The sequence below is a fragment of the Streptomyces mirabilis genome (assembly GCF_039503195.1).
Taxonomy (GTDB): domain Bacteria; phylum Actinomycetota; class Actinomycetes; order Streptomycetales; family Streptomycetaceae; genus Streptomyces; species Streptomyces mirabilis_D.
The window spans coordinates 3,583,394-3,607,500 of the sequence record NZ_JBCJKP010000001.1 but is presented as its reverse complement, the minus strand read 5'-3'; the positions used below and the strand labels follow the sequence as shown (position 1 = coordinate 3,607,500).

Below are 24,107 nucleotides of genomic sequence, written 5' to 3'. Positions count from 1 at the left end.
GCGGTCCTTCCTCACATCGTGGACGGGCGCCGGACCAGGTGCCTTTTGTGGGGGGCCGGGCGGGGTGCCGCTGGATGGGTGGTCTTGTCCGGATGCTGGTTGGGCGGTCTTGTCCGGATGGATGATCCCCGCGCGCTGGCGGAAACCCGCCAGGGCAGTTTCTCGCCAGGTTCCGTCAACTCCCGCGCACCACCGGCCCCCCGAAACTCTTCGCAGCACCGGAGCCACCACGTGCCGACGAGGAGAGGTCGTCCATGACCAGAGGACCAGTCAGACGGGGGGCGGCTCTGCTGTCCGCCGGGCTCGTGCTCGCCGTACTGCCCACGGGGCCGGCGGGCGCGGCCGAGGCAGCCGAGCCGGCCCCGACACGAACCGCCTCCACCACCCACACCGTCACTCTCGTCACCGGCGACAAGGTGACCGTCACCGACCTCGACGCCGGCAAGAAGACGGTCACGGTCGAGCGGCCCCGAGGGGCCACGGGGGCGGTCCGTACCCAGGTGACGAACGGCGCCGTGACCGTCGTACCGGACGAGGCACTGCCCTATCTGCGGGCGGGCACCCTCGACCGGCGGCTGTTCGACGTGAGCGAGCTGATACGTCAGGGGCTCACCGACCGGAAGACGGCCGAGCTGCCGCTGATCGTGACGTACGGGAAGGGAGCGCGCGCGGCCACCCTGCGCGGGGCCGAGCAGAGGCGCGCGCTGCCCAGCATCCGGGGCGCCGCCGTCGCCGCCGACAAGGGGCGCACGTTCTGGCAGTCCCTCACCCGGCAGGGCGGGACGGTCGACAAGGTCTGGCTCGACGGACGCGTGCACGCCGACCTGGCCGAGAGCAACGCCCAGATCGGGACGCCGCAGGCCTGGGAGGCCGGTCTCACCGGTAAGGGTGTCACGGTCGCGGTGCTCGACACGGGGGTGGACGCCGACCATCCCGACCTCGCCGGACGGGTCTCCGTCAGCAAGAGCTTCATCGACGGGCAGGAGGTCGCCGACCGCAACGGGCACGGTACGCACACGACGTCCACGGTCGGCGGCAGCGGTGCCGCCTCCGACGGCAAGGAGCGGGGTGTCGCGCCCGACGCGACGCTCGCTGTCGGCAAGGTACTCAGCGACGAGGGCTCGGGCAGCGACTCGGAGATCATCGCGGGCATGGAGTGGGCCGCGCGGGACGTGCACGCCAAGGTGATCTCCATGAGCCTCGGCTCGACCGAGGCGAGTGACGGCACGGATCCCATGGCGCAGGCGGTGAACACGCTGTCCAAGGAGACCGGCGCCCTCTTCGTCGTCGCCGCGGGCAACACCGGCGCCCCCTCCTCCATCGGCTCGCCCGGCGCTGCCGACGCCGCGCTGACCGTCGGCGCGGTGGACTCCGCCGACCAGGCCGCCTACTTCACCAGCGCAGGACCGCGCTACGGCGACAACGCCCTCAAGCCCGACCTGTCCGCACCCGGCGTCGACATCCTGGCGGCCCGCTCCCAGCTCGTCGCCGGCAGTGGTTACTACACCTCCATGAGCGGTACGTCGATGGCGACGCCGCATGTCGCCGGTGTGGCCGCCCTGCTCGCCGAGAAGCACCCCGACTGGACCGGCGCCCAGCTCAAGGACGCCCTGATGTCGACGTCGAAGCAACTCGACGCGTCCGCCTATGTGCTGGGCTCGGGCCGGGTGAGCGTGCCGGACGCGATCGCCGCGAAGGTCACCGCCACCGGAAGCGCCGATCTCGGGTTCCACAGCTGGCCGTACGAGGCGGACCGGCCCGTCACGAAGACCGTGACGTACACCAACTCCTCGGACTCCTCCGTCGAGTTGAGCCTCGCCGTGCGGGGCGCCGCCGACGGGGTGGCCACCCTCGCCGACTCCACGCTCACCGTCCCCGCGCACGGCAGCGCGTCGACGACCGTGACGGGCGACGGCTCGAAGGCGCCCGTGGGCGACACCTCCGGGCAGATCGTCGCGTCCGTCGGCGGCACGCCCGTCGCGCACACCGTGTTCGGTCTGGTGAAGGAGGAGGAGCGGTACACGCTCACCGTCCACGTCAAGGACCGCGCGGGCGAGCCGACCGCCGCCTACCTCGCGGTGCAGCGACTCGCGGCGGGCGTGGACCCGTTCCCGGCCTCGGTCGACGACTCCGGCACCCTGAAACTCCGGCTCAGGCCGGGGGCGTACAGCCTCACCTCCTTCCTCGACGTGCACGGCAGTCACGGCGCCGACTCGCTCGGGCTCGGCTTCCTCGCCGCGCCCGAGGTCACCCTCGACCGGGACCGCGAGCTCACCCTCGACGGACGGCAGCTCCGGGAGATCCGGGCCGAGGTGAAGCGGCGGACCGAGACCCGGCAGCTGCTCATGGAGTACGACCGCAACGCGGGCGGCTCCGACCAGTTCGGCGCCGTCCAGGTGCCCGTGAAGTACGACAGCGTCTTCGCCGCGCCGACCGCGAAGGTCACCCAGGGCACCTTCGAGTACCGGACCGTGTGGCGGCTGGGGAAGCCGTTGCTGGAGGTGAAGGGCGTCGGCGAGGCCGTCGCCCAGCCGGGCGGGACCCTGATCGAGGGCCGGAGCAAGCTGCCGCTGGTGGACGTCGGGACCGGACCGTTCACCGGGGTGAGCGGCAAGGCCGTGCTCGCGACACTCGCCGACGGTGTCGAGCCCGCCGCCCTCGCCCAGGCGGCCCAGGACGCGGGCGCCGAGGCGCTGTTCGTCACCGACGGCGCGGCCGGACGGCTCAACGCCTGGTTCGGCACGGACGACGGCGCTGACCGGCAGCTGCAGATCGCCACGCTGAATGCGGCGGACGCGGCACGGCTGCGGGCCGTTGGGCAGGTCGAGATGACCGGGACGCGCAACACGCCGTACGTCTACGACCTCTCGGAAGGGCACGAGGGGGCCATTCCGCGCGGCGACCTGACGTATGAACCGGGCGCGCGTGAACTCGCCGTGCTGGGCTCCAGGTTCCACGCGGCCGAACCCGTCTCCGGCAGTGAGTTCCGCTACTCGGTCACCGACGCCTTCCCCATCGGGATCGGCTTCCAGGAGCGGATCGACTACCCCGCCGAGCGGACCGACTACGTCTCCACGGGCACCGGACAGACGTGGATGGAGTCCGTGAACCTCGGGGCGGGCGCGCTGGAGGAGCGCAGTGGGCTCGTCCACTACCGCGGGGGCTCGCACGCGACGCTGAACTGGTTCAAGCCGGTCTGGCACGCGTGGCTCGGCACCGGGCTCGGCTGGGGACAGGAGCGCGCGGGCAACCAGATCCAGTTCAACACGCCCGGCTGGGGCGACTCCGGGCCCGACCACACGGGCTTCGGCGACGTGTGGAGCGACGACACCGGGATGACCCAGTTCACGTCCGTGTACCAGGACGGCACCCTGGTCGACCGGCGCAAGAGCTCCGGCGCGTACGTGTGGGACGCGCCCGCCGACGAGCACACCTACAAGGTCGTCACGGACACCACCCTCGACCCGGACCGCTGGACGCTGTCCACCAAGGGGCACTCCGAGTGGACCCTCCGCTCGGCGGCGACGCCCGCGGACCGCTGGACGTTCCTGCCGCTCATCAACCTCGGCTACGACATCGACACCGACCTCGCGGGCGCGGTGCGCGGCGGCCGGGTGCCGGTGGGGATCCACGCCGAGTACGTGAAGGGCGCGCCCGGCACCGGAACCATCGGGGGCGGGAAGCTGGAGGTGTCCTACGACGACGGGAAGTCGTGGCGGACGGTCCCGCTGTCGGGCGGTGGCGGCGCGGCGTCCTGGAAGGGGACGTTGAGCGTGCCGCGCGGCGCGGAGTTCATCTCCCTGCGGGCCTCCGCACGGGACGACCGGGGCGGCTCGGTGAGCCAGGAGGTCATCCGGGCGGTGGGGGTGCGATAGCCCGCCCCGTTCCCTCTGGCGGAGGCGCGGTGGCCCGTCCCCGTCCCCTCTGAACGGGCGGCGCCGGTACCCCTTGGGAGGGGGGAGCCGGCGCCGCCGCAGCGTCACTGCCCGGGTGGCAGGCTCAGCGCCCCGCGTGCTCCACGATGCCCCGGATCACACCCAGCCCCACCAAGTCCTGCGGCCGGATGCGGAGTTGGTCCGCCGTGTCGCGCACCTCGCTCGCCGTCCGCTTGAGGATCGCGGCCGCGAGCTCCGGCGCGATGACGGAGAAGTAACTGTCCGGCGTGGCCCAGGTGTTGCCGGGCGCCGCCAGCGCGAGCGCGCCGCCCGAGCCGCCCTCGCCGATCACCAGGGTGGTGACGGGCGTGCGGGCGGTGGCCACCGCGGCGAACAGGTCCGCGATCGCCGAGCCCGCGCCCTGCCGCTCGGCCTGCGCGTCGTTGGCGGCGCCCGGGGTGTCCACCAGCGTCAGTACGGGGAAGCCGAGCCGGCCGGCGAGCCGGATCAGCCGGGCGGCGGTGCGGTATCCGGCGGGGCGGGTCGCGGTCCCGCACTGGGCGGCGTACGCCACGGTCCGCCCCGCGGGTCCGGAACCGAACCCGCACAGCATGCCGTCGTCGCTGCCGCCGCAACGGTCGCCGCTGATCGCGGCGCGGCGCGAGAAGTAGGCGTCCAGGTAGGCGGCGGCCCGGGGGCGTTCGGGGGAGCGGGCGTGCCGGACGGCGTCCCAGCCGGTGGCGGGGAGGCCGGCGGCGCCGAGGGCGGCCGGGGGAGGGACGGGCTCGACGTCGCCTCCGGACTCGGCCTCGGACTCAACCCCGCCCTCGCCTTCGGCCGCGGGAGCGGTCAGCAGGGTCAGCCACAGCGCCAGCGTCTCCCGCAGCTCCTCCTCCCGTACGACGGCGTCCACCGCGCCCGCCGCCACCTGGGCCTCGGCCGTGTACGCCGCCGGGTCCGCATCGGACGGGCGGACCCGGGAGCCTGCGAAACCGACCTGCGCGCCGGGCAACGCCAGGGTCACGTCGGCGCCCGCACCCAGCGTCGCCCAGCCGCCGCCCGTCGTCGGATCCCGCAGCACGGCGATCTGCGGCAACCCCGCCTCCCGGGCGAGCGCCGACTGCCGTGCCACGCGCTGGAGCTGGGTGAGCGCGAGCATGCCCTCCTGCATCCGGCTGCCGCCCGTCGCGACGAGTGAGACGACGGGCAGGCGGTGCGCGCGGGCGTGGGTGTAGGCCGCCTCGACGCGGTCTCCGGTGCGTTCGCCGAGCGAGCCGCCGAGGAAGCCGAACTCGAAGGCGATCAGTACGGCGCGGGTGGAGCCGATGACCGCGGTGCCGCAGACGACGGACTCGTCCTCGCCGGTACGGGTGAGGGCGCGGCGGCGCGCGTCGTCGTACCCCTGCCAGGACAAGGGGCCGTCCGGCTTGAACTCCCTCATGGGGACGGGTAGTTCACGGAAGTCATCGCCGGCCAGGGCGATGGCCTCGCGGGCGGAGAAACGCTCAGTCATGCTCAGGGGCCTTTGCGACGGCGTCGGGGAGGGCTCGCTTGAGAATCTTGCCCATGTCGTTGCGCGGGAGCGAGGTGAGGAAGCGCACGGTCCGCGGGCGTTTGTGCGGGGCGAGGCGGCGGGCCACGTGGTCGGCCAACGCCTCGGCGGTCGGCGGGTCCTCGGGGTCGGCGGGGACGATCCAGGCCACGATCCGCTCGCCCAGGTCCTCGTCGGGCTCACCGGTGACGGCGGCCTCGCGCACCGACGGATGCTCGAGCAGCGCGTTCTCGATCTCCCCGGCGCCGATCTTGTAGCCGCCGCTCTTGATCAGGTCGGTGGCCTTGCGGCCGACGATGCGTACCGAGCCGTCGGGGTCGACGACCGCCATGTCGCCGGTGCGGAACCAGCCGTCGTCGGTGAACGCGGCGGCGGTGGCGTCGGGCCGGTTCAGGTACTCGGTGAAGAGGTTCGGCCCCCGGACCTGGATCTCGCCGACGGTCTCGCCGTCGGGCGTACCGGTGGGAGTGCCGTCGGCGTCGTACGACGCGATCGTCGTCCCGTCCTCCTCGACGAGCCGTACGTCGACGCCGGGCAGCGGCACTCCGACGGTGCCGGGCCGGGGTTCCCCGTCCACGCGCACGCTGGTGTTCATGAGGGTCTCGGTCATGCCGTACCGCTCGACGACCCGGCGTCCGGTCGCGGCCGTGATCCGCTCGTGGTCGTGCACCGGCAGCGCGGCGGAACCGGACACGAGCAGCCGCGCCCCGCCGAGCGCCTTGGCCAGGTCGGTGTCCTCGACCAGCGCCTCGGCGAGCCGGTGGTACATCGTCGGCACCCCGAACAGCATCGTCGCGCCCGCGCCCAGCTCGCGCGCCACGCCCTGTGCGCTGAACCTGCCCAGATGCCGCACCGCCGCGCCGCGCCGCAGCGGGCCGAGGATGCCCAGGATCAGCCCGTGCACATGGAAGAGCGGCAGCCCGTGCACGAGCACGTCGTCGCCGGTCCACTGCCAGGCGTCGGCCAGCGCGTCCAGGGTCGAGGCGATGGCGCGCCGCGGAATGACGGCACCCTTGGGCGGACCGGTGGTGCCGGAGGTGTACACGATGAGGGCGGGGGCGGCGGGGTCGTCCGGTTCGGTGTCGGGGCGTGCGGGGGCGCCGGGGCTTGGGCGGGTGTCCTGACCGGCGACTCCCACCTGGACGTCGACGCGCTCCAAGTCGCTCACGGGTGACGGAAGTTCGACGCCGGGCTCGACCAGTACCAGGGACGGCGCGCTGTCGCCCAGAATGTGCCCCAGTTCGCCCTCCCCCGACTTGGGGTTGAGCGGCACGGCGGGCACCCCGGCGAGCAGCGCGGCGACGACCCCGACGGCGGTCTCCAGGGACGGCGTCGCCCACACGGCGACCCTCTCCCGGCCGTCGAGCCGCGCGGCCAGCTCGCCCGCCGAGGCGGCGAGCTCCGCGTACGTCAGTGACCGCTCGCCGAAACGCAGGGCGGGCCGCCGTGCGGTCGAACCGCTGACCAGGGCGGGAAAGAGGGAGGACACGCGGGGTACTCCTTGCCGTAGGGACCTGCTGGCGGACGTGCTGCCGATGACAGTCACCACCGTTCCTACACCAGCACGGGGCGAACCCGCCGCCGCGCTCACTCCGATGACCAGCTCGGCCCCGTCGGGGCGAGCCGTCGCCGCGTGCCCACCAGCGTGGCGAGGTCCTCGGCGAGGCGGAGCTCGACCGTGTGCAGGGCCACATGCTGCAGCCAGTGCAGCCGGGCGCGGTCGGGGGCGCCTTCGTGCAGGGGCGGCCGTCCGGTGGCCGGGGTGAAGTCGTCGACCACCACCGTGCCGCCCGGAGCCGGCAGCCGGGCCGGGTCGGCCGGGTCGTCGCCCGGCGTCTTGCCGGTGCCACCGCCGTCCAGGACCAGCAGGTCGTAGGGGCCGTGCTCCTCGATCCGCCGCCAGTCGCCGTGGATCACCTCGACCTCGGGCCGGTCGGCGAAGACCTGGGCCGCGACCCGGGCCCGCTCGGCGTCACGCTCCACACTGACCAGCCGTACGCCCTCCCGCGCCCCGGACGCCAGCCACGCGAGCCCCACCCCGCACCCCGTACCCGTCTCACCGATCCGCTCCCCCGTACCGCCCGCCAAGGCGTGCAGCAGACGGCCCTGCTCCGGACGGCACGCGTGCGCGAAGCCGTGACGACGCGCGGCGGCGAGGGCCCGTCGGACGAGACGGGGGAGGGTGGCGGGGTCTGCGGCGGCGTGGGCGTCCGTTCCTGAGAGCGACATGGAGGAGATCCTTGTCGCCGCGACGGGTCGGCCGGGGCTGGTTACGCTGGTCCGTCGCCATGGAACGAGGGGGCGGCATGAGCCAGGACTACGACATGGGTGACGAGACCCTGGGGAATTGGGTCGCTTCATGCCCCGTTAGTCGGGGCGATTCCGGCTGTCCCGCTCCGTGGGAGCGATCGTTCTTGAACGGGGAACCATCGTTCGGAAAGCATGGCGCGGGCCCCGTCGAGGACCGTAGTCTCGGCCCACAGCGTGAGAATTTGACGGGTCAACTGCCGGGAGTGCATGGGTGAGTGCGTCGCCGACTCCTCTTCGCGAGACACTCGCGCGTCTCGACGCGCACCTCGCCGAGAAGGGCCTCGATCGCGGGGAGGTCCTCGACGTGGGGGAGTTGTCGAGAAGAACGGCCCTGGCCGAGGGGGAGGTCCGGGCGCTCCTCGAGGGCGCGGAGGTGCTCGACGACAAGGTCGACGACCGTATCCGCGGACGCGTCCGCGCGCTGTACGAGGCGTATCTCGACGAGAGCGGGAAGCGGCCCGCCGATGTGTGCCGGGACGTCGCCGGGCGGCTCGGGATCAGTGACAGGTGGGCCCGCAGTCTGCTCAACGGCGACAAGATGCCGAACGTGCCCGACCTCACCCGCCTCGCGGAGTTCTTCCGGATCGACGAGGGCACGAAGTTCTTCACCGATCCGGCCCCCGTCGTCCTGAACGGCGCACTGCAGCGCGTCGCCGGTGAGCTGGACGGCGGAGCCGAGGACGGGCCGCTGCTCAGGTTCACGCTCAAGCACGGAGTCGTCACGCTCGCCCTGCGGGGCCGGCGGCTGACGCCCCGCAGGCAGGAGGCGCTCGCGCTCATGCTCGAGGGTCTGCTGAGCACCGAGAGCGAGGAGGCGGAACGGTGAAGCCCTTCCTCAAGATGCGGCCGGGCCGTCGCGCGTGGAAGCGCGCCACCGCACTCCTCTCCCGCCGGGCCGACTCCGAGATGCGCGGCCTCGCCGTCGAGCTCACCCGCGCGCTGAAGAAACGACTCGACGCGCCCGTGGACGTACGGGAGTTGGCCGAGGCCCTCTGCCAGGAGATGAGCCGGCGCCGCGACGACCGCCCCATCCAGCTCCGCTTCGAGCGCTTCCCGGACGAGATCGAAGTCACCGGGCTGTGGATGGAGTTCCACGACTTCGACCTCGTCATCGTCGAGGAACGCGCCGAGACCGTGCAGCAACTCGTCATACTCGGCCACGAGTTGTGGCACATGATGGCGGGACACTCCCACTCCCACCACCACTACGCGGGTGCGGCGGCCGCCGCCGGCGCGCTGTCGGACGACCCCGGCTGGCAGGAGATCGCGCTCACCGTCGCCGCCCGCAACGGCTCGCACGAGGCCGACGAGGCCGAGGCGGAGGACTTCGGCCTGCACCTCGCCAGCGTCTTTCGCTCCTGGGTGACCGGCCCGCGTACGAAGGGCCCCGTCGACCCGGTGGGACAGGCCATCCAGGCCTCCCTCGGCTACCGCGGACCCCAGGACTGACCGGCGATGAATCCTTCCCGCTTCTTCGCCGGGCTCTACATCTCCTTCTGGATCCCGACGGCGGTGCTCACCGCCGCGCTGGCGATCAAACTGCCCAGCATCGTCAAGCTGTGGAAGGACCCGCTGCTGCGTGCCGTCGGCGGCCTGCTCGTGCTCGCCTGCGGCGTCTTCGTCTTCGCGGCACCGGCGACCATCGCCTGGACCAATCGCGTCACCGGGGTACCGAACATCGCGGCCCCCCTGGTCTACAGCCTCATCACCGCGTTCTGCGGCGCCTGCCTGGTCCTGATCACCGCATGGCGCGACGGCATCTCCGACCGCTCAGAGACCACCCGTAGTGCCACCCGCTGGGTGGTCGCCGTGTATTCCGGCGTGATCGTCGCGTTGTGGGTGCTGTTCGCACTCGCCGACGCCCACGTCGAGCGGATACGGGACCTCGACACGTACTACGCCAACACCCCTTTCATGCGCGAAGAGATCGTGCTCTATCTGCTCGCGCACACCGTCGCCTGCCTGATCACGTCCAAGCTGATCTGGAACTGGATCCGCACCGATGGACTCGACGTCTGGCTGCGCGGCGGTCTGATGTTCCTCGGCGCCGGCTACGCGATGAACCTGCTCTACGACGGCGCCAAACTCTGCGCCGTCCTCGCCCGCTGGACCGGCCACGACCTCGACTGGCTCAGCACCGGGCTGGCCCCACCGGTCGCCTGCCTCGCCGCCATCCTCATCGCGGTCGGCTTCATCCTTCCGCATGCCGGCCAGTACCTGCACCGCCGTGCCCACACCTGGCTCGGCCACTGGCACCTGCACCCCCTGTACCGCCTGATGGGGACCGTCACGGGCGGCGGACGCGTCCCCTTCAGACTCCGTGCCACCCCCGAACTGCGCCTGACACGCCGCGAGACGTTCATCCGGGACGCGCTGCTGAACCTGGCCAGGTTCATCGACGAGGACCTCCGGCGAAAGGCGTACGACGCCGCCGTCGGCCTCGGTTTCGAGGCCGGCAGGGCGGGGGCCCTCGCCCACGCCGTCACCGTCCAGGACGCGATCGAGACGAGGAAGCGAACCCGCCAGGACGACGCCACCGCGCCTCTCAACAACCCGGACACGGAGAATCTGCTGGAGGAGATCGAGGCCGTGTCCCGAGCCCTGCGCCACCCCGACGACATCAGGGCGGTACGCGAGGCCGCGGCCGCCGCGGCAGAGAGCGTGTCAGCCCCATGAGTGACCACAGACGTGTGAGTGACAAGTCCATGAGCGACAGGACCGTGAGCGACAGAGTCGAACTCGCGAGTGTCCCCAGCCGGCCCCTGAAGTCCGCCGTCGTCCTCGGCGGCAGCCTCGCCGGCATGCTCGCGGCCCGCGCCCTGGTCGAGTTCGCGGACGTCGTCACGATCGTCGAGCGCGACGTACTGCCCGACGGCCCCGAGCGGCGCAAGAACCTTCCCCAGGCCCAGCACGTGCACCTGCTGTGGTCCGGCGGTGTCCGGGCGATCGAGGAACTGGTACCGGGCACCGTCGACCTGCTCGGGAAGGCCGGGGCGCACCGGCTCTCGCTGACGACCGACATGGTCGCCCTGTCGTCGCAGGGCTGGTTCCGCCGCTGGAACGAGTCCCACTACATGATCCTCAGCAGCCGCGACCTGCTGGACGCGACCGTTCGCGCGCGGGTCCTCGACGACGACCGGATCAAGCTCGTCGAGCGCGCCGAGGCGCTCGGCCTCGCCGGTACCGCCACGGCCGTCACCGGCGTCCGTGTACGCGGTCACGACGCCGCCGAGCGCACCCTCCCGGCCGACCTGGTCGTCGACACCACCGGCCGCGCCTCCCGCTCCCCGCAGTGGCTGCGCGAGCTCGGCCTCCCGAGCCCCGAGGAGCGTCGGGTCGACTCCGGTCTCGCGTACGCCAGTCGGCTCTACCGCGCGCCCGAGAAGGCCCGGGACGGTTTCCCGGTCATCAACGTCCAGGCCGCCCCGCGGGACGGGAGGCCCGGCCGGGCGGGCGTCCTGCTGCCCGTCGAGGACGGCCGCTGGCTGGTCACCCTGTCGGGCACCCGTGGGGGCGAACCCAGCGCCGACGAGACCGACTTCCAGCGCTTCGCCCTTGAAGAACTGCGGCACCCCGTCATCGGTGAGTTCATCGCACATGCCGAGCCGCTGACCGGGGTGGCCTTCACCCGCTCCACCGCCAACCGCCGGTACTACTACGAGCGCGCCCGGCACTGGCCCGACGGCTTCGCCGTCCTCGGCGACGCGCTCGCGGCGTACAACCCGACCTACGGGCACGGCATGTCGGTCGCGGCCCAGAGCGCGGTGGCGCTGCGCGACGCCATCCGGGCTCGAGGCTGGGGCACGCCCGGACTGGCCCGCGCCGCCCAGAAGGCGGCGGCCCGCCCGGTCAACGCCGCGTGGGACCTCGCCACCGGCCAGGACGTCTTCTACCCCGGCGCGACGGCGTCCGGCCCCACCCTCCGTGACCGGGCCCTGGCCGCGTACGTCGACCGCCTCCTCTACACGGCCACCGGAAACGGTCGCATAGCCCGCCGTTTCACCGACGTCTCCTCCCTCCAGCGCGGCGCCCACGTCCTCCTCGGTCCCAGCGTCCTGCTGGCCGCCGTACGCGGCCCTCTGAAGCCGCAGCTCACCGAGCCCCCGCTCAGCCACGAGGAGTGGAAGGTGGCCGACCCCACCTGAGTCAGCCGAGCCGTCGACCCCCGTCGGCCTCCACCACGTCCGCCACCACACAGCTCACGTTGTCGGGGCCGCCGGCGTCGATCGCGGCTTCGACGAGGGACCGTACCGCCGCGTCGGGAGCCGGGGCCGAGCCCAGTAGCCGCCGGAGCTCCTCGTCCGCGACGACGGTGGAGAGCCCGTCCGAGCAGAGCAGGTAGCGATCGCCGGGCAGGGCGTCGCACAACCGCAGATCGGGTACGACGGAGTCGGCGCCGCCGGTGAGTGCCTGCAGGAGCAGGGCACGTTGGGGATGGGCGACGGCCTCCTCCGGCGTGAGCCGGCCCTCGTCGATCATCGACTGGACCATGGTGTGGTCGTGCGTGATCCGGAACAGCTCGCCGTCGCGCAGCAGATAGGCGCGGGAGTCGCCGATGTGGACCAGTCCGAGCTGGGATCCTGTCCACACCATGGCGGTGAGGGTGGTGCCGTCGTCCTTGCCCGGTGCGGCGTCCTGGACGGCCCGCGCGGCCCCCCGCACCGCGTCCTCCAGCAGGTTGAGGACGCTCCCGCCCGGAAGGGGTTCGCCGTCCAGGGACTTCAGCGCCTCCACGGCCGCCGTACTGGCGGGCGCGCCGTTCGTGCCGAAGCCGTCGGCCACGGCGAGGACGCGGGCGCCCGCGTGGGCCGTGTCCTGGTTGGCGGGGCGGACCAGACCGGTGTCGGAGAGCGCGGAGTAGCGGAGTTCGAGCATGGCGGTGTCCTTCCTCGGTGTGTACGAGAGGTGGTTCACGAGGAACGCCACGAGTTCGCGTCGACCGGCGGTCTGGGCCTCGACCCGTGCCCAGTAGGAGCGGATCTCCTGGGCGGCGGACGCGTCGTCCAGTGCGCACACCCGCCGGATCCGGGCCAGCGGCATCCCGATCCGGCGCAGCCACGCCACCAGCCGTGCCTGCTCCAGTTGCGCGACGGCGTAGTACCGGTACCCGGTCTCCGGGTCGACCCGGGCGGGCCGCAGCAGCTCCAGTTCGTCGTAGAGCCGCAGCGCCTTCGGCGACAGCCGGCACGCGTTTGCGAACGCCCCGATCGTCAGCATCTCCATGGGCCCACCCGTGGTCGTGTCGTGCCCCGTCATCCGTACCTCGTTCCTCGTTCCGCCACCGATGCTGCGGCTTCACCGAAGGTGAAGGTCAAATGGGTTGCCGGAGTTGCCTCAGCGGTTGTTAGCCTCCCCGGGGATCAGCCGTTACGAGGATGGAGTCCGTCGTGGCCCGCACCGCCGCCCGCGCACGTATCGCGCTCGCCACCTACCGGCCCGAGGAGCGCGCGGAGAGCCTGGACCGGGATCTGCCCGTGCTGAGGGCGGCTCTGGAGGGCGCCGGGGCGGAGGCCGTCGTCGCGTACTGGGACGATCCGGACATCGACTGGGCGGCCTTCGACCTCGTGGTGATCCGCTCCACCTGGGACTACAGCTGGCGGGTGGCGGAGTTCGTGGCGTGGGCCGAGCGCTGCGGGAAGCAGACGCGGCTCGCGAACCCGGCGGCGGTGGTGCGGTGGAACACCGACAAGCGGTACATCGGCGATCTCGCGGAGGCGGGGGTGCCCACCGTGCCGACCCGGTACCTCGCGCCGGGTGCGCCCGCGGAGTTCCCCGACGACCGCGAGTACGTCGTGAAGCCCACCTCCGGAGCGGGTGCGCGGCTCGCCGCCCGGTACCGGCCCGAGGAGCGGGAGACGGCCCTGCGACAGCTGGAGCGGATGCACGGCAAGGGGCTGACCGCCATGGTCCAGCCCTATCTGACCAGCATCGACACCGCGGGTGAACGCGCCCTCCAGTACTACGGCGGGCGCCTCCTGCACGCCAGCCGCAAGGGCGCCGTCCTCGCGCCCGGCACGGCCTACGACGCGGACAAGGTCGCGCACCCCCGCCTGGAGCCCTGGCAGCCGACCTCGGCCGAACTCGCCGTCGCGGAGCGCGCGTTGGCGGCCGTGCCGCGCAGGACGGACGGTTCGGAGCTGCTCTACGCCCGTGTCGACCTCGTCGACGGCGACGACGGGAACCCGTGTGTCATGGAGCTGGAGCTCGTCGAGCCGAACCTGTTTCTGTGGCTGCACCCCGAGTCGGTGCCCGTGGTCGCGGAGGCCGTCGTCAAGGCCGCTCTCCGCTGACGGCGACGCGCTGCAGCAACCCCCACGTGAACTCCGCCGCGCACTCCCGCGGCACTCCGGACGCGTCCGGGGCCGTGAACGCCAGGCCCCAGCGGGTCGGGGCCGTGCCCTCCAGGGGGCGGGCGGGGGCGAAGGCGCGGGCGACCTCGTCGACCGTGCAGGACCAGGGGCTGAGGTCGTCGAGGGTCTCCAGCCGGGGATTCGGCGCGCCGGGGGCGCGGACCAGCCACTCGTTCCAGGCGACGCCGTTCGGGGCGACGAGGACCTCGAAGCGGAGGTCGGGCCAGAGGGGGACGGTCCAGAGCAGGGCCTCGCAGGACAGGTCGCCGATCTGTCGAGGGGTGACGGACTCGGGGGCGCCGAGGATCGAGCGGTAGCGAGACGTCGCCGCCCGGGAGCGCGGGGCGTGCAGCATCGCCTGCCAGCGGCGGTTCGCCTCCCGCATGTCGGCGATGGAGACGCCCAGCTCGTGGCGGGCGTCCTCGACGAGGTCGGGGTTGTGGTCGGCCATGCGGCGCAGCAGGACCAGTTGGAAGTCGAGCGGGGTGAAGGGGCTAGCGGGTCGCTTGGCGGGCATGGGGTCCATGGTCGCGCATCGGGAGGGGGCCCGGTCGGCGGCCGTCCGGGAGGAACAGGACCGAGTTGACGTAACGGGGGCCGCGCGGGGGCAGGACGCGGCGCAGCAGGCCCCGGGCGGCCACGTGGGAGGTGCGTGCCTGGTGGGCCTCCAGGGGGAAGGACGTCAGGGGCAACCAGGTGGTCGCGGGCAGGACCCAGCCCGTGTAGCCGCGCTCGGCGAGATGGTCGACCACCGGGGCGATCGGCTGGATTCGGGACTCCAGTTCGATGAAGAGGGCCGGGCGGTCGCGGGTCAGGAGGGCCTTCGCGCCCCGCAGGACCGCGAGTTCGTTGCCGTCCACGTCGATCTTGACGAAGTCGACGTCGTGGAGGCCCAGGCTGTCGAGGGTCACGCAGGGAACCTCCAGCGCGCGGGCGTGTACGTCCCGGCGGACCAGGGACGACACGCCGCGGTCGCCCGCGTCGTCCGGCGGGAACCAGAGCCGCGCGGTGCCCGGACGGTCGGAGGCGGCGGCGCGGACCACGCGGACGTTGGAGGGGGCGGTCGCGGAGAGGAGTGCGGCCAGGTGGGGGACCGGTTCGACGGTCACCACGCGGTGGGCCAGGCCTGAAAGACGGTGGGTCCAGGGGCCGTACCAGCCGCCCACGTCCACCGCCGTGCCGCAGTCCGGCGGGCAGAGGTCCGCGAGGCGGCCCAGTTCGGGTTCGAAGCGCGGGTAGACCAGCCGGGCGGTCGCCGCGACGAGGCGGGTGGGGAGGTGGGGAGCGAGCCGGGCGGCCCAGGTCCTCCTCGTCCTCGTCGCTCTCGTAGTCCTTGTCGTCCTCCTAGTCCTCGTCGTCCTCGTCACGGGACCATCCGCTTGAGGAGTTCCTCGTGCTCGTCCTCCGTGACCTGCTCCCCGGAGGACGGCAGCAACTGCGGGATGCCGTCCACGATCGGGTAGCGGCGGCGCAGGCGCGGGTTGTACAACGCCTCCCCGGCGCTCGGCTCCGCCCCGGAGTCCGGCGCCTCGTCGTCGCCCAGGGGCAGCAGGTGCAGCGGGCCCTTGTCCAGCGGGCAGGCCAGGATCTTCAACAGCGGGTCGTCGGGGTTCATGGTGGCGTCAGCTCCTTGGCCACGATGGGGGGTTGGGGTGCCGCGTCGTGCTTGGGCATGACCAGCAGCACGGACACCGCGAGGGCGGTGCCCGCCAGGCGCAGCGTCAGCCGCACCGGGTCGTGCGGCAGTGCCTCGCCGAACGCGAGCGTGCCGAGCACCGCCGTGAACAGGCTGGTCACCGTCGTGCAGACCGGCACGATCAGCGAGGCCCGGCAGCGCTGCAGCGCCGCCTGGGACATGACCAGGCCGAACGCGCCGGTGAAGAGCAGGAGATAGGGGTACGGGGAGCGGAGCACGTGGATCACCGCCCCCGCCAGGTCACTGGTCGTCAGATAGCTCGACACGCCCTTGATGGCCAGCGAGCTCACCCCGTACAGCAGGCCCACCGCCACGCCGTACTCGACGCCCGCCGTCGGCATCCGGTGCCGGTGTCGCGCGCGGCGCTCGGCGGCCCCGTACAGCCACAGGCCCGCCGCCAGCGAGGGCAGACAGACGGTCAGGATCAGCGGCGCGGGCGCACCGCGGCTGACCCGGTCCGCGCCCTCGCGCAGGGAGAGGACCACCATCAGCAGGGCAAGCAGGATCGCGCCGAGCGCGTACCGCTCGCGGCCCGACGTCTCCTCGCCGAGCAGCCGGGCGGAGAGCAGCACCAGCAGCACGAGCCCGGAGACGAAGATGCCCTGGGCGGCGGCGATCGGCAGGGTGCGGTAGACGGCGAGCTGGGCGCCGAAACCGGAGGCCAGCGCCAGGGAACCGCCGATCCACAGCGGGCTGCCGAGCACCAGCCGCAGCAGCCGGGCGGGGCGGCGGACGTCGACCTCGGGCAGTGCGGCGAGCGCGCGCTTCTCCAGGACGAATCCGGTGCTGTACAGGACGTTCGCCAGCAGGGCCGCGGCCACTCCCCACCACATGGGCTACGTCCTTCGGGCGTGCAGGAGCAGGATGGAGGAGAGGGCAGGCGCCGCGCAGGCCAGCCGGTCCAGGGGGCGCAGCGGACGCGGTACGCCGTGGAAGGGCGCCCCGCTCAGCCGTACGACCTCGAAGCCCGCCGCGGTCACGAACTCCCGCAGCGCGCGGGCCGTGTAGAGCCGCAGATGGCCCACGACCTCCCGCCCCGGGCGGCCGTGGATGGCGCGCAGGCTCACCTCCGAGAAGACGGGCTGGACACCGGCGAGCAGCAGGGCGCGGTTGTACCAGGCGGCGAGGTTCGGGGTGGAGAGCATCAGGTGGCCGCCGGGACGCAGGACCCTGCGGATCTCGTCCAGGGCACCGTCCGGGTCCACGAGGTGCTCGATCACCTCGCTGAACAGGACGGCGTCGGCCGCGGCGTCGGCGAACGGCAGCCCGCCGTCGGTGAGTTCGCCGCGGATCGCGTACGGCAGCCGGGCGTGGGCGCGTCTGAGGGCGTCCTGCGACCAGTCGACGCCGACAAGACGGTGTCCGGCGAGCAGGGGTGCCGCGGTCGCGGCGGCGGTGCCGTCGCCGCAGCCGATGTCCAGCACGGTCCGCGCGCCGGCCGTGGCGGGGCCGAGCGCGGCGGCCAGTAACCGGGCCTGGCGCAGGCTGCGGGGGGTGCCGGAGGCGACGGGGACGCTCGGATCCTCGTAGAAGTCGCGAAGTCCCCGACGGGCGGGGGACGTTGCCGTCACCGAGGCAGTGGTCGGGGTCGAGGTCGTGGGCGTCATCGGCTGCCGTCCTCCTCCGTCGCGTGCAGATAGTGCTCGAAGAGGTCGCGGAGGTGGGCGCCGTCGCCGTGGCTGAGCAGGGTGCGCGACCAGCGCAGGGCGACGTGGAGGCGGCTCGCGGTGGAGGCCGTGGTGACGGTCAGGCCGCGGGGTGTCCGGGCGGGCGCCGAGAACCACACCGCGTGCGCGCGGCCCGCCTCCGCGCCGAAGTCCAGCGCGTACGGGATGCGGCCGATGTTGCTCAGCAGTGTGGTCGACGTCCAGGGGCCCGCCGCGCAGCGCAGGCCCCGGGTGAGGGCGGCACGCCAGGCGACCGGGACCACGGGGGCGGTCAGGAGGGCCGCTCCGTGGCCGAGTTGGGGCCGGGGCAGCGACTTGAGCGCGCGGGTGCGTTCCGCCGTGCGGCGCAGCAGCTCGTCCATCCGCCCGGCATCCAACTCATCGACGGTGAAGGGTACTTCGACGAGTCGTGTCCCGTTGCCGATGGGCATGTCCGTGCCGCGGGGGCGGTCGTCGACCGGCATCGTGATGCGCAGGGGGCGCGGGCGGGCGCCGTGTTCCCTGTTCCAGTGCGTGATCATCAGGGCGGTGGCCGCCATGAGCTGGTCGTTCACGGTGTACGGGGAGCCCTTGGGGCGGTGCGGGACGCCGAGTTCGGTGACGAGGAGGCCGTTTCCGGGCGAGGGCTCCGGGGTGCCGCGGGCCACGCGGGCGGGCGGGGTCCAGGTGGACGGGGTGTCGACCTGGACGGTCTTCGCCGCCGCCTCGGGCGGTCGTACGGGGGGTGCGGTGGGGGAGTTGTCCTTGCCGCCGTACAGCTCCGCGGCGGTGGCGAGGACGCGGAGGCAGGCGGGGCCGTCGAGGGCGGTGTGGTTGACGGTGAGGAAGAGGACGGTGCCCTTGGGGCGGGGGCCGGTGTGGGCACGTGGCGCGGCGCTTCGACGGGGCGCCGTGCCCACCGCGTCCGTCGCCTCGCTGCCGACCGGCGGCCCCGCGCCGTCGACCACCTCCAGGCGGATGGGCGGCGAGGCGGTCAGCGGCGGGGCGGTCAGCAGGGCGCGGGTCCGTGCGTGCTGGAGGGCGCCTGGGCCCGGTGGCGGGAAGGAGACGACCTCCACGTCCGGATCGGGGGTGAGTTCCCACTCGTAGCGGCGGCGGTACCAGGGGCCCGCGGCCTCGCGCATCAGGATGCGGGGGTGACGGTGCAGGGCCTCGGTGAACGCCGTGGTGAGGCGGGCGGGGTCCAGCCGGCCGGGGAGGTGGACCTCGATGTGGACGGTCTCGGGTTCCTCCTCCTGGAGACAGTGCCGGGAGACCTCGTCCACGACGGGGAACGGCACGCGGGCGGGGGGCCGGGACGGTCCGTCGGTACCGTCCCGTGCCGGGTGCTCCAGCGCGGTCATCGGGGTTCGCCCCTTCCCGTGTCGTCGTCCGCCGGGTTCCCCGCCTTGCGGAAGGCGATCCGTGCGGTGGGCGGATCGGCCTCGCTCGCATCCGCCTCGCTCGCATCCGCCTCGCTCGCATCCGCCTCGCCCGCACGCGTGTCACCCGCGCCCGCCTCGTGCGGGGCGGAACCCGGGCCGCGTGCGGAGATGGTCGGGCTGGAGGCACGGTCGGGCCCGGGGGCCGGTGTGAGGGGCTCGGCTCCGGTCGGCTCGGACGACCCGGGTTCGCCGTCCGGTGCCTCCCCGACCGTTGTGGCTCCCGTAGCCGGTGCCGCCCCGGCGCCGCCGTTCTTGCCGCGGCGGCGTCGGGGGAGTGGTGCCGTCGGGGCCTGGGAACCGGGGACCGGGACCGGGCCGGACGCCCGGGGTGCCGGCCGGGTCCCGGGCTCCTGGACGCTCACCAGGCCCGCGAACAACCCGATCAACGCCAGCGACTGCGCCGCGGGCCCGAACGCGCCCTCGCCCGCGCCCGGTGGCGACCCGGCGCCCGTGGCGGCGGCGATCCCCGCCCCGGCGAGCGCGAGGAACGCGATCGGCACGAGGAGCGCGTGCCGTTTCCGGGCGAGCAGCGCCAGCGCGGGGACCAGCAGCGCGAACGGTCCCGCGATGACCACGCCCACCAGGGTGAGCGCCACCGTGCCGAGCCAGAGCCCGGCGTCCGGCGCCGTCGGCTGCGGCGCGTCGGGGTTGGCCTCGCGGCGGCGCCACAGCACGAGGCCCGCGAGAGCCGCCACGCCGACCCCGCCGCCGATCAGCCCGGCCTCGTACGTCGTCGAGGGCTCGTACGACACCTTGACCGTGCCGCCCGCGCCGGCCGGGATCCGCCAGCCCTGCTGCCAGCCGTCGAGCCGTACGGGCGTCAGTTTCCTGCCGCCCAGCGTGGCCTGCCAGCCGTCGTTGTAGTTCTCGTACGTCGTGAGGTACGAGGCGGCGCCGGAGCCGACCTTCACCTCGCGGCGGTCGCCCAGCCAGTCCACGATCCGCAGGGAGCGTCCGGCACCCGCGACGGCCTCGACGGTCCCGCGGGTGAGGGTGACGTCCGTGACCGCGAGGGGCCCTGCGTCACCCGCCTCGACCCGGTGCGAGCCGGATCCGAGGTCCAACGCGGGGCTAGAGGAACCCTCTTGGCACAGCGTCAGCTGGATCGGCCGCCGTTCGGTGAGATCCCCCACGGTGCCCTTCGCGCTCGTCGCGTACAGCTTCCCGTCGACCGCGAGCGTCGGCCCCTTCCCGCAGGCGAGCGAGAACTCCTGTGTCTCCACGGCCTGCGTGGTGCGGTACTCGGCGAGGGCCGGGAGGTACACCTCCGTCAGCCCGACCGGCAGTTGCAGATCGGCGCCCGCGACCGGGTTGTGGAGGGTCAGCGGCGCGGTCTCGGTGACGGTGATGTCGAGGTGGTTCGTGGTGATCGGGTCGAAGCGGGCCCAGCCGTTCTCGTCGACGTCGGCCACGGTGTCCCCGTCCGGGGAGCGGATCTCGATCTTCGTCGGGCGGGTGGAGAGGCCTCCGGCCGCGGCCAGGACCATGGACGAGACGGGCTTCTTGTCGGGCCAGCTCAGATGGATCGTCGGCCTGTCCCCGGCGATCCACGCCGTGGTCAGGTTGCCGTCCGTGAGATTGCGCGCGTCGAGGCCGGGGCCGAGGTCCGTCGTGGAGTCGGCCGTCGCGACGATGCGGTTCGGCTGGTGGGGCGAGACGTCGTACAGCAGCTTGTCGAGTGCGTCGCCGGTGATCGCGACGGCGCTCGCCCGCACCTCGTACGATCCCGCCGTCGAGGTGGAGAAGGTGCGGTGCAGGCCCGCCTCCGTGCCCGTGGGGGCGAGACCGGTGGGGTCGGTGGTGCGGTGCAGGGAGACGATCTCGGCGGCGGCGTCCGAGCCGGCGGCGTCGGTCGGCAGCTTCAGGAGGCGGGTGACCTGGACGTTCGGGAGGGCGATCTCGGAGAAGCCCGCGCCGGTCAGGCCGGCGCGCTGCGCGGTGGAGCCGACGATCGTCAGCTTCATCCAACTCGTGGATCCGACGGGCGCCTTGACGGACTGGGTCATGCCGTCGGGTTCGAGATAACTGGTGGCCGAGCCCTTCTCCGTCTCCACCCGGACCCGGGTCGCCGCGGACCGCATGCCGTCCTGCGGCAGCGGGGTGACCTTGAAGGACTTCGGCATGTCCAGGGACCCCTCGAAGCGGATCCGCAGCCACTGCCCGTTCGCGGAACCGGACGCGCCCTCCGTCCACGCGGTGTCGGGGTTGCCGTCGAAGGCGTTCACGGGGTCGTACTGGGGGAGGTGGAAGAGCCAGTTGCCGGTGGAGGAGGCGGTCACCGAGCGGGCGCCGCGCAGCTCGGCCACCGTCTGGTGCTGGATGCCCTTGGTCGGCAGGATCTGGTGCGGCTTCTTGCCGGCGTCCTGGGCGCTGTCACTGTCGTTGCGCTGGTCGGGCGTGTACGTGTACGAGGTGTTGGAGTTGACCAGGCCGAAGCGGGTGTCGGCGCGCCGCAGCCCGTCGCCGAGCACCTGGACCGCCGCGGTGCCGAGGCCGGGATGGTTGTCGCCGGTCAGGACGGCGGGACGGCCGCGCATCGAGGGGTCGGCGGCCAGCGGCAGCAGCGCTTCGGGGCCGCCGGAGACGACGGCGGTGTCCGCGATGGCGCTCAGCCCCGCCTGCCCGGGGCGCGTTGCGCCGTTGCTCGCCGGTTCGTAGATCTCGACGGCGCGCTCGCGCGGGTAGAGGCCCTCGACCTGGAGCGGGGCGTGGTGGGCGATCCGGCCGCCGGTCACGACCGGCCCGAAGCCGGTGACCCGCTGGTAGCCCGACTGTTCCAGGGTCCGCTTCACGGTCTGGGTCGGGACGTAACCGACCTGGTCCGGGTCGAGGTCGTTGCGGACGACGACGTAGTACACCCCGGCGCGGCTCAGGTAGTCCCCGAGGCCGGGGACGTCGCTGCCGGTCATGAGCGCCTCCTCGACGGCGTCCATGGCACGCCGGTTGCCGGGGGTGCCGAAGGGGACGTAGTCCCGCTCGGCCCAGCGGGAGTCGGCGAGCACGTCGAGGGGTTCGTCGATGGGGGAGCCCCAGGTGTAGAGGCCGTGCGCGGTGGCGGGGACGACGAGGGCACGGGAGTCGGGGGAGTACTTCTTCAGCCAGTCGGCGGTGGTCTGCCAGTACTTGGGGAGCTGCTGGAAGGAACCCGGGTTGAGGATCGACCCGTTGAGGTACGGCCAGGCGAGGCCGGGCAGGATCAGCACGGCCGCGACGAGGGGAGCGTAGCGGCGACCGCGTACGGGACGGGCTCCGCGTGGCTCGGCGGCGACCCCGACGAGATGCGCGAGGCCGAACACCAGCGCCAGGGCGAGGCCCGTCTGGAACTTGTAGATGTTGCGGAAGGGGACCAGCCAGCCGTTCAGCCAGTCCTGGACGACGCCGTGGAAGGGCGCGCCGAACGCGCCGCCGTACCCCGCGAGGGTGAGGAGCGCGACCGACAGCACGGTCAGGACCAGCCAGCGGCGCTCGGGCATGTCACGTCTGGCGAGCCCGGCGAGCCCCAGCCCCGCCGCGAGCGCCGAGCAGACGATCACGATCACCGAGGCGGCGACGGTCCAGCCGGCCGGCAGCCAGGCCTCGCCGAAGTGGAGGTACGCGACCCAGTTCCCGGCGCCGCGCAGGGACTCCGTGGCCGACATGGTGGCGGTCGTGGTCCCCGAGGTCTCCACGTACGGGAGGAAGTTCTCGCCGTAGACGCCGAGCATCAGCAGCGGGATCACCCACCAGGCCGTCGCCAGGATCACGCCCGGTACCCACCAGGTGATCAGTCTGCGCTGTCGGGGTCCACGTGGACGGGACAGCAGATACAGCCCTACGGGGAGCAGCGAGGCGAGGGTCGCCGCCGCGTTCACACCGCCCATGAAGGGGACGACGAGCGCCGAGCGGAGGGCGGCGACGCGGGCGCTGTAGCGCTCGTCGGTGAGGGGGAGCAGGACCCAGGGGAGGAGGGCGCCGGGGAGCGCGGCGGCGGACGTCGAGCCGACGACGATCGTGAAGACCGGCCAGAGCGCGTACGCGACGGCGGCGAGCAGCCGGGAGGAACCGTTCCCGATCCGCAGCCGTTCGGCCAGCCGCAGGGCGCCCCAGAAGGCGACGGACACGACGATCGACAGCCACAGCCGTTCCGCCAGCCACACCGGGAGGTGGATCAGCTTGCACAGGCCGTAGAACGGCAGCATCGGCCAGACGTAACCCACGTACTGGTCCTGGATGCCGCCGAAGCCGCCCCGGTCGTGCCACAACTGACCCAGGTCGGACAGGAACTGCCACGGGTCCAGGGCGACACCGAGCTTGGTGTCGAACGTCATGCGTCCGGGGTGCACGGCCAGGAACAGCACGAACACCACGGCCCAGAACCCCAGCAGCCAGCGCCTGGACCGTGGCCCGTGCGGGGGGCCGGACGTGGTCGAGACGGGGCGGACGGCCGCCGGGGGAGGAGCCTGGACCGTGGTCGTCATGGTGGACACCGCCGGAGGATGAGGAGGAGGTTCCAGGTGGCGAACTCCCGCAGCCCCGGCGCCCTGGTGACGGCGGAGGCGAGGATGGGCCAGTAGCGGGAACGCGCCGAGACGACCGTGACGTCGTCGCGGGCGCGCACCTGCCGCAGGGTGGGGCCGATGTGCACGGCGAACAGGTTCTCGCCGAGGGTGTGCTTGGCGGGCTTTCCGGTACGGCGGTGATAGCGGGCCCGCGCCCGCTCCGCGCCGAGGTAGTGCCAGGGCGCCCACTCGTGACCGCCCCAGGGGGAGAGCCAGTTGGTGAACGAGACGTAGATCAGCCCGTCGGGCCGGGTGACACGCACCAGTTCGCTCAGGAACGTCTGCGGATCGGCCACGTGCTCGAGGACGTTGGAGGAGAAGGTGACGTCGGCGACCCCGTCCGCGAGCGGCAGCAGATACCCGTCCGCGACGACCGCCGAGCCGTCGGGCTTCGCCCCCAACTCCCTCAGGTCCGGCTCGAAGAGATACGCGTGCGCCCCACGCCGCCGGAACTCCGCGGTGAAGTACCCGCCGCCGCCCCCGACGTCCACGACGGTACGTCCCTCGACGCCGCCGTACGCCTCGACCTGATCGGCGGCGTCACGGGCCAGCAACGAGTAGCAGCCCTCGGGATCGTCCTGCTCCCGCATGAAGGCCCGAAACAGCGCGACCGAACGCCGGAAGGAGGGGTCCTTCCAGACGGGAGGTGCGCTCTTGGTGCGGGCTCGGCGGGGTATTTCGGGGTCGCCGTCCAT

Annotated in this window: 18 protein-coding genes; 6 read left to right on the top strand and 12 right to left on the bottom strand. The window is 73.0% G+C overall.

The annotated features are described in order from the left end of the window. The first annotated feature begins 254 nt into the window (after positions 1–254). Positions 255–3,875: a S8 family serine peptidase gene (locus AAFF41_RS16985; protein ID WP_343324163.1), complete on the top strand. Its 3,621-nt coding sequence runs from the start codon at positions 255–257 to the stop codon at positions 3,873–3,875. Positions 3,876–3,999: 124 nt separating this feature from the next. Here the strand turns inward: AAFF41_RS16985 and AAFF41_RS16980 are convergent, their stop codons facing one another. The 3 genes from AAFF41_RS16980 to AAFF41_RS16970 form a co-directional block, all read right to left on the bottom strand. Continuing rightward, positions 4,000–5,388: a carboxyl transferase domain-containing protein gene (locus AAFF41_RS16980; RefSeq protein WP_343324162.1), complete on the bottom strand. Its 1,389-nt coding sequence runs from the start codon at positions 5,386–5,388 to the stop codon at positions 4,000–4,002. Then, on the bottom strand, positions 5,381–6,916 hold the full coding sequence (locus AAFF41_RS16975; RefSeq protein WP_319744004.1) for an acyl-CoA synthetase: 1,536 nt from the start codon (positions 6,914–6,916) through the stop codon (positions 5,381–5,383). Before AAFF41_RS16975 ends, AAFF41_RS16980 begins: the two co-directional genes overlap by 8 nt. Before the next feature lie 98 nt (positions 6,917–7,014). Continuing rightward, entirely contained in the window at positions 7,015–7,656 is a 642-nt protein-coding gene (locus tag AAFF41_RS16970; protein WP_343324161.1) for an O-methyltransferase, read from the bottom strand. Between the two features lie 292 nt (positions 7,657–7,948). Here AAFF41_RS16970 and AAFF41_RS16965 point away from each other — a divergent pair, with 292 nt between their 5' ends. The 4 genes from AAFF41_RS16965 to AAFF41_RS16950 all read left to right on the top strand — a co-directional run bounded on the left by AAFF41_RS16965 (position 7,949) and on the right by AAFF41_RS16950 (position 11,882). Continuing rightward, positions 7,949–8,563: a transcriptional regulator gene (locus tag AAFF41_RS16965; protein WP_343324160.1), complete on the top strand. Its 615-nt coding sequence runs from the start codon at positions 7,949–7,951 to the stop codon at positions 8,561–8,563. A gap of 14 nt (positions 8,564–8,577) precedes the next feature. Further along, on the top strand, positions 8,578–9,186 hold the full coding sequence (locus AAFF41_RS16960) for a toxin-antitoxin system, toxin component family protein (protein ID WP_319744525.1): 609 nt from the start codon (positions 8,578–8,580) through the stop codon (positions 9,184–9,186). Between the two features lie 6 nt (positions 9,187–9,192). Further along, positions 9,193–10,413, top strand: coding sequence for an MAB_1171c family putative transporter (locus AAFF41_RS16955; protein ID WP_319744000.1), 1,221 nt, complete (start codon positions 9,193–9,195; stop codon positions 10,411–10,413). A gap of 125 nt (positions 10,414–10,538) precedes the next feature. Further along, positions 10,539–11,882 carry an NAD(P)/FAD-dependent oxidoreductase gene (locus tag AAFF41_RS16950; RefSeq protein ID WP_343326304.1) on the top strand — a complete coding sequence of 448 codons (1,344 nt, stop codon included), beginning with the start codon at positions 10,539–10,541 and terminating at the stop codon, positions 11,880–11,882. A gap of 1 nt (position 11,883) precedes the next feature. Here AAFF41_RS16950 and AAFF41_RS16945 read toward each other — a convergent pair whose 3' ends face one another. Beyond that, complete coding sequence (locus AAFF41_RS16945; protein ID WP_343326303.1) at positions 11,884–12,960, bottom strand: MerR family transcriptional regulator; 1,077 nt, start codon at positions 12,958–12,960, stop codon at positions 11,884–11,886. 152 nt (positions 12,961–13,112) lie between these two features. Here AAFF41_RS16945 and AAFF41_RS16940 point away from each other — a divergent pair, with 152 nt between their 5' ends. Next, on the top strand, positions 13,113–14,027 hold the full coding sequence (locus tag AAFF41_RS16940; protein ID WP_343324159.1) for an ATP-grasp domain-containing protein: 915 nt from the start codon (positions 13,113–13,115) through the stop codon (positions 14,025–14,027). On the opposite strand, the gene AAFF41_RS16935 is transcribed toward AAFF41_RS16940, so the two are convergent. Genes AAFF41_RS16935 through AAFF41_RS16900 form a run of 8 tightly spaced genes read right to left on the bottom strand, consistent with a single transcriptional unit; the run spans position 14,008 to position 24,107 of the window. After that, on the bottom strand, positions 14,008–14,613 hold the full coding sequence (locus AAFF41_RS16935) for a hypothetical protein (protein WP_343324158.1): 606 nt from the start codon (positions 14,611–14,613) through the stop codon (positions 14,008–14,010). The two genes, AAFF41_RS16940 and AAFF41_RS16935, sit on opposite strands and share 20 nt — an antisense overlap. Continuing rightward, positions 14,582–15,454: an FkbM family methyltransferase gene (locus AAFF41_RS16930; protein WP_343324157.1), complete on the bottom strand. Its 873-nt coding sequence runs from the start codon at positions 15,452–15,454 to the stop codon at positions 14,582–14,584. The genes AAFF41_RS16935 and AAFF41_RS16930 overlap by 32 nt, the downstream gene beginning before the upstream one ends. After that, a complete protein-coding gene (locus tag AAFF41_RS16925) occupies positions 15,451–15,702 on the bottom strand; it encodes a Trm112 family protein (RefSeq protein ID WP_319743992.1) in 252 nt (83 codons plus the stop codon). The genes AAFF41_RS16930 and AAFF41_RS16925 overlap by 4 nt, the downstream gene beginning before the upstream one ends. After that, the gene (locus AAFF41_RS16920; RefSeq protein WP_319744521.1) at positions 15,699–16,604 is read right to left on the bottom strand and encodes a hypothetical protein; all 906 of its coding nucleotides are present in this window, start codon (positions 16,602–16,604) and stop codon (positions 15,699–15,701) included. The genes AAFF41_RS16925 and AAFF41_RS16920 overlap by 4 nt, the downstream gene beginning before the upstream one ends. 15 nt (positions 16,605–16,619) lie before the next feature. Beyond that, positions 16,620–17,390 (bottom strand): class I SAM-dependent methyltransferase, encoded by a 771-nt coding sequence (locus AAFF41_RS16915; RefSeq protein WP_319743990.1) that lies wholly within the window; start codon positions 17,388–17,390, stop codon positions 16,620–16,622. Then, positions 17,387–18,793 (bottom strand): condensation protein, encoded by a 1,407-nt coding sequence (locus AAFF41_RS16910; protein WP_343324156.1) that lies wholly within the window; start codon positions 18,791–18,793, stop codon positions 17,387–17,389. The genes AAFF41_RS16915 and AAFF41_RS16910 overlap by 4 nt, the downstream gene beginning before the upstream one ends. Next, positions 18,790–23,331, bottom strand: coding sequence for an alpha-(1->3)-arabinofuranosyltransferase domain-containing protein (locus AAFF41_RS16905; RefSeq protein ID WP_343326302.1), 4,542 nt, complete (start codon positions 23,329–23,331; stop codon positions 18,790–18,792). Before AAFF41_RS16905 ends, AAFF41_RS16910 begins: the two co-directional genes overlap by 4 nt. Next, on the bottom strand, positions 23,328–24,107 hold the full coding sequence (locus tag AAFF41_RS16900; protein WP_319743986.1) for a class I SAM-dependent methyltransferase: 780 nt from the start codon (positions 24,105–24,107) through the stop codon (positions 23,328–23,330). Before AAFF41_RS16900 ends, AAFF41_RS16905 begins: the two co-directional genes overlap by 4 nt.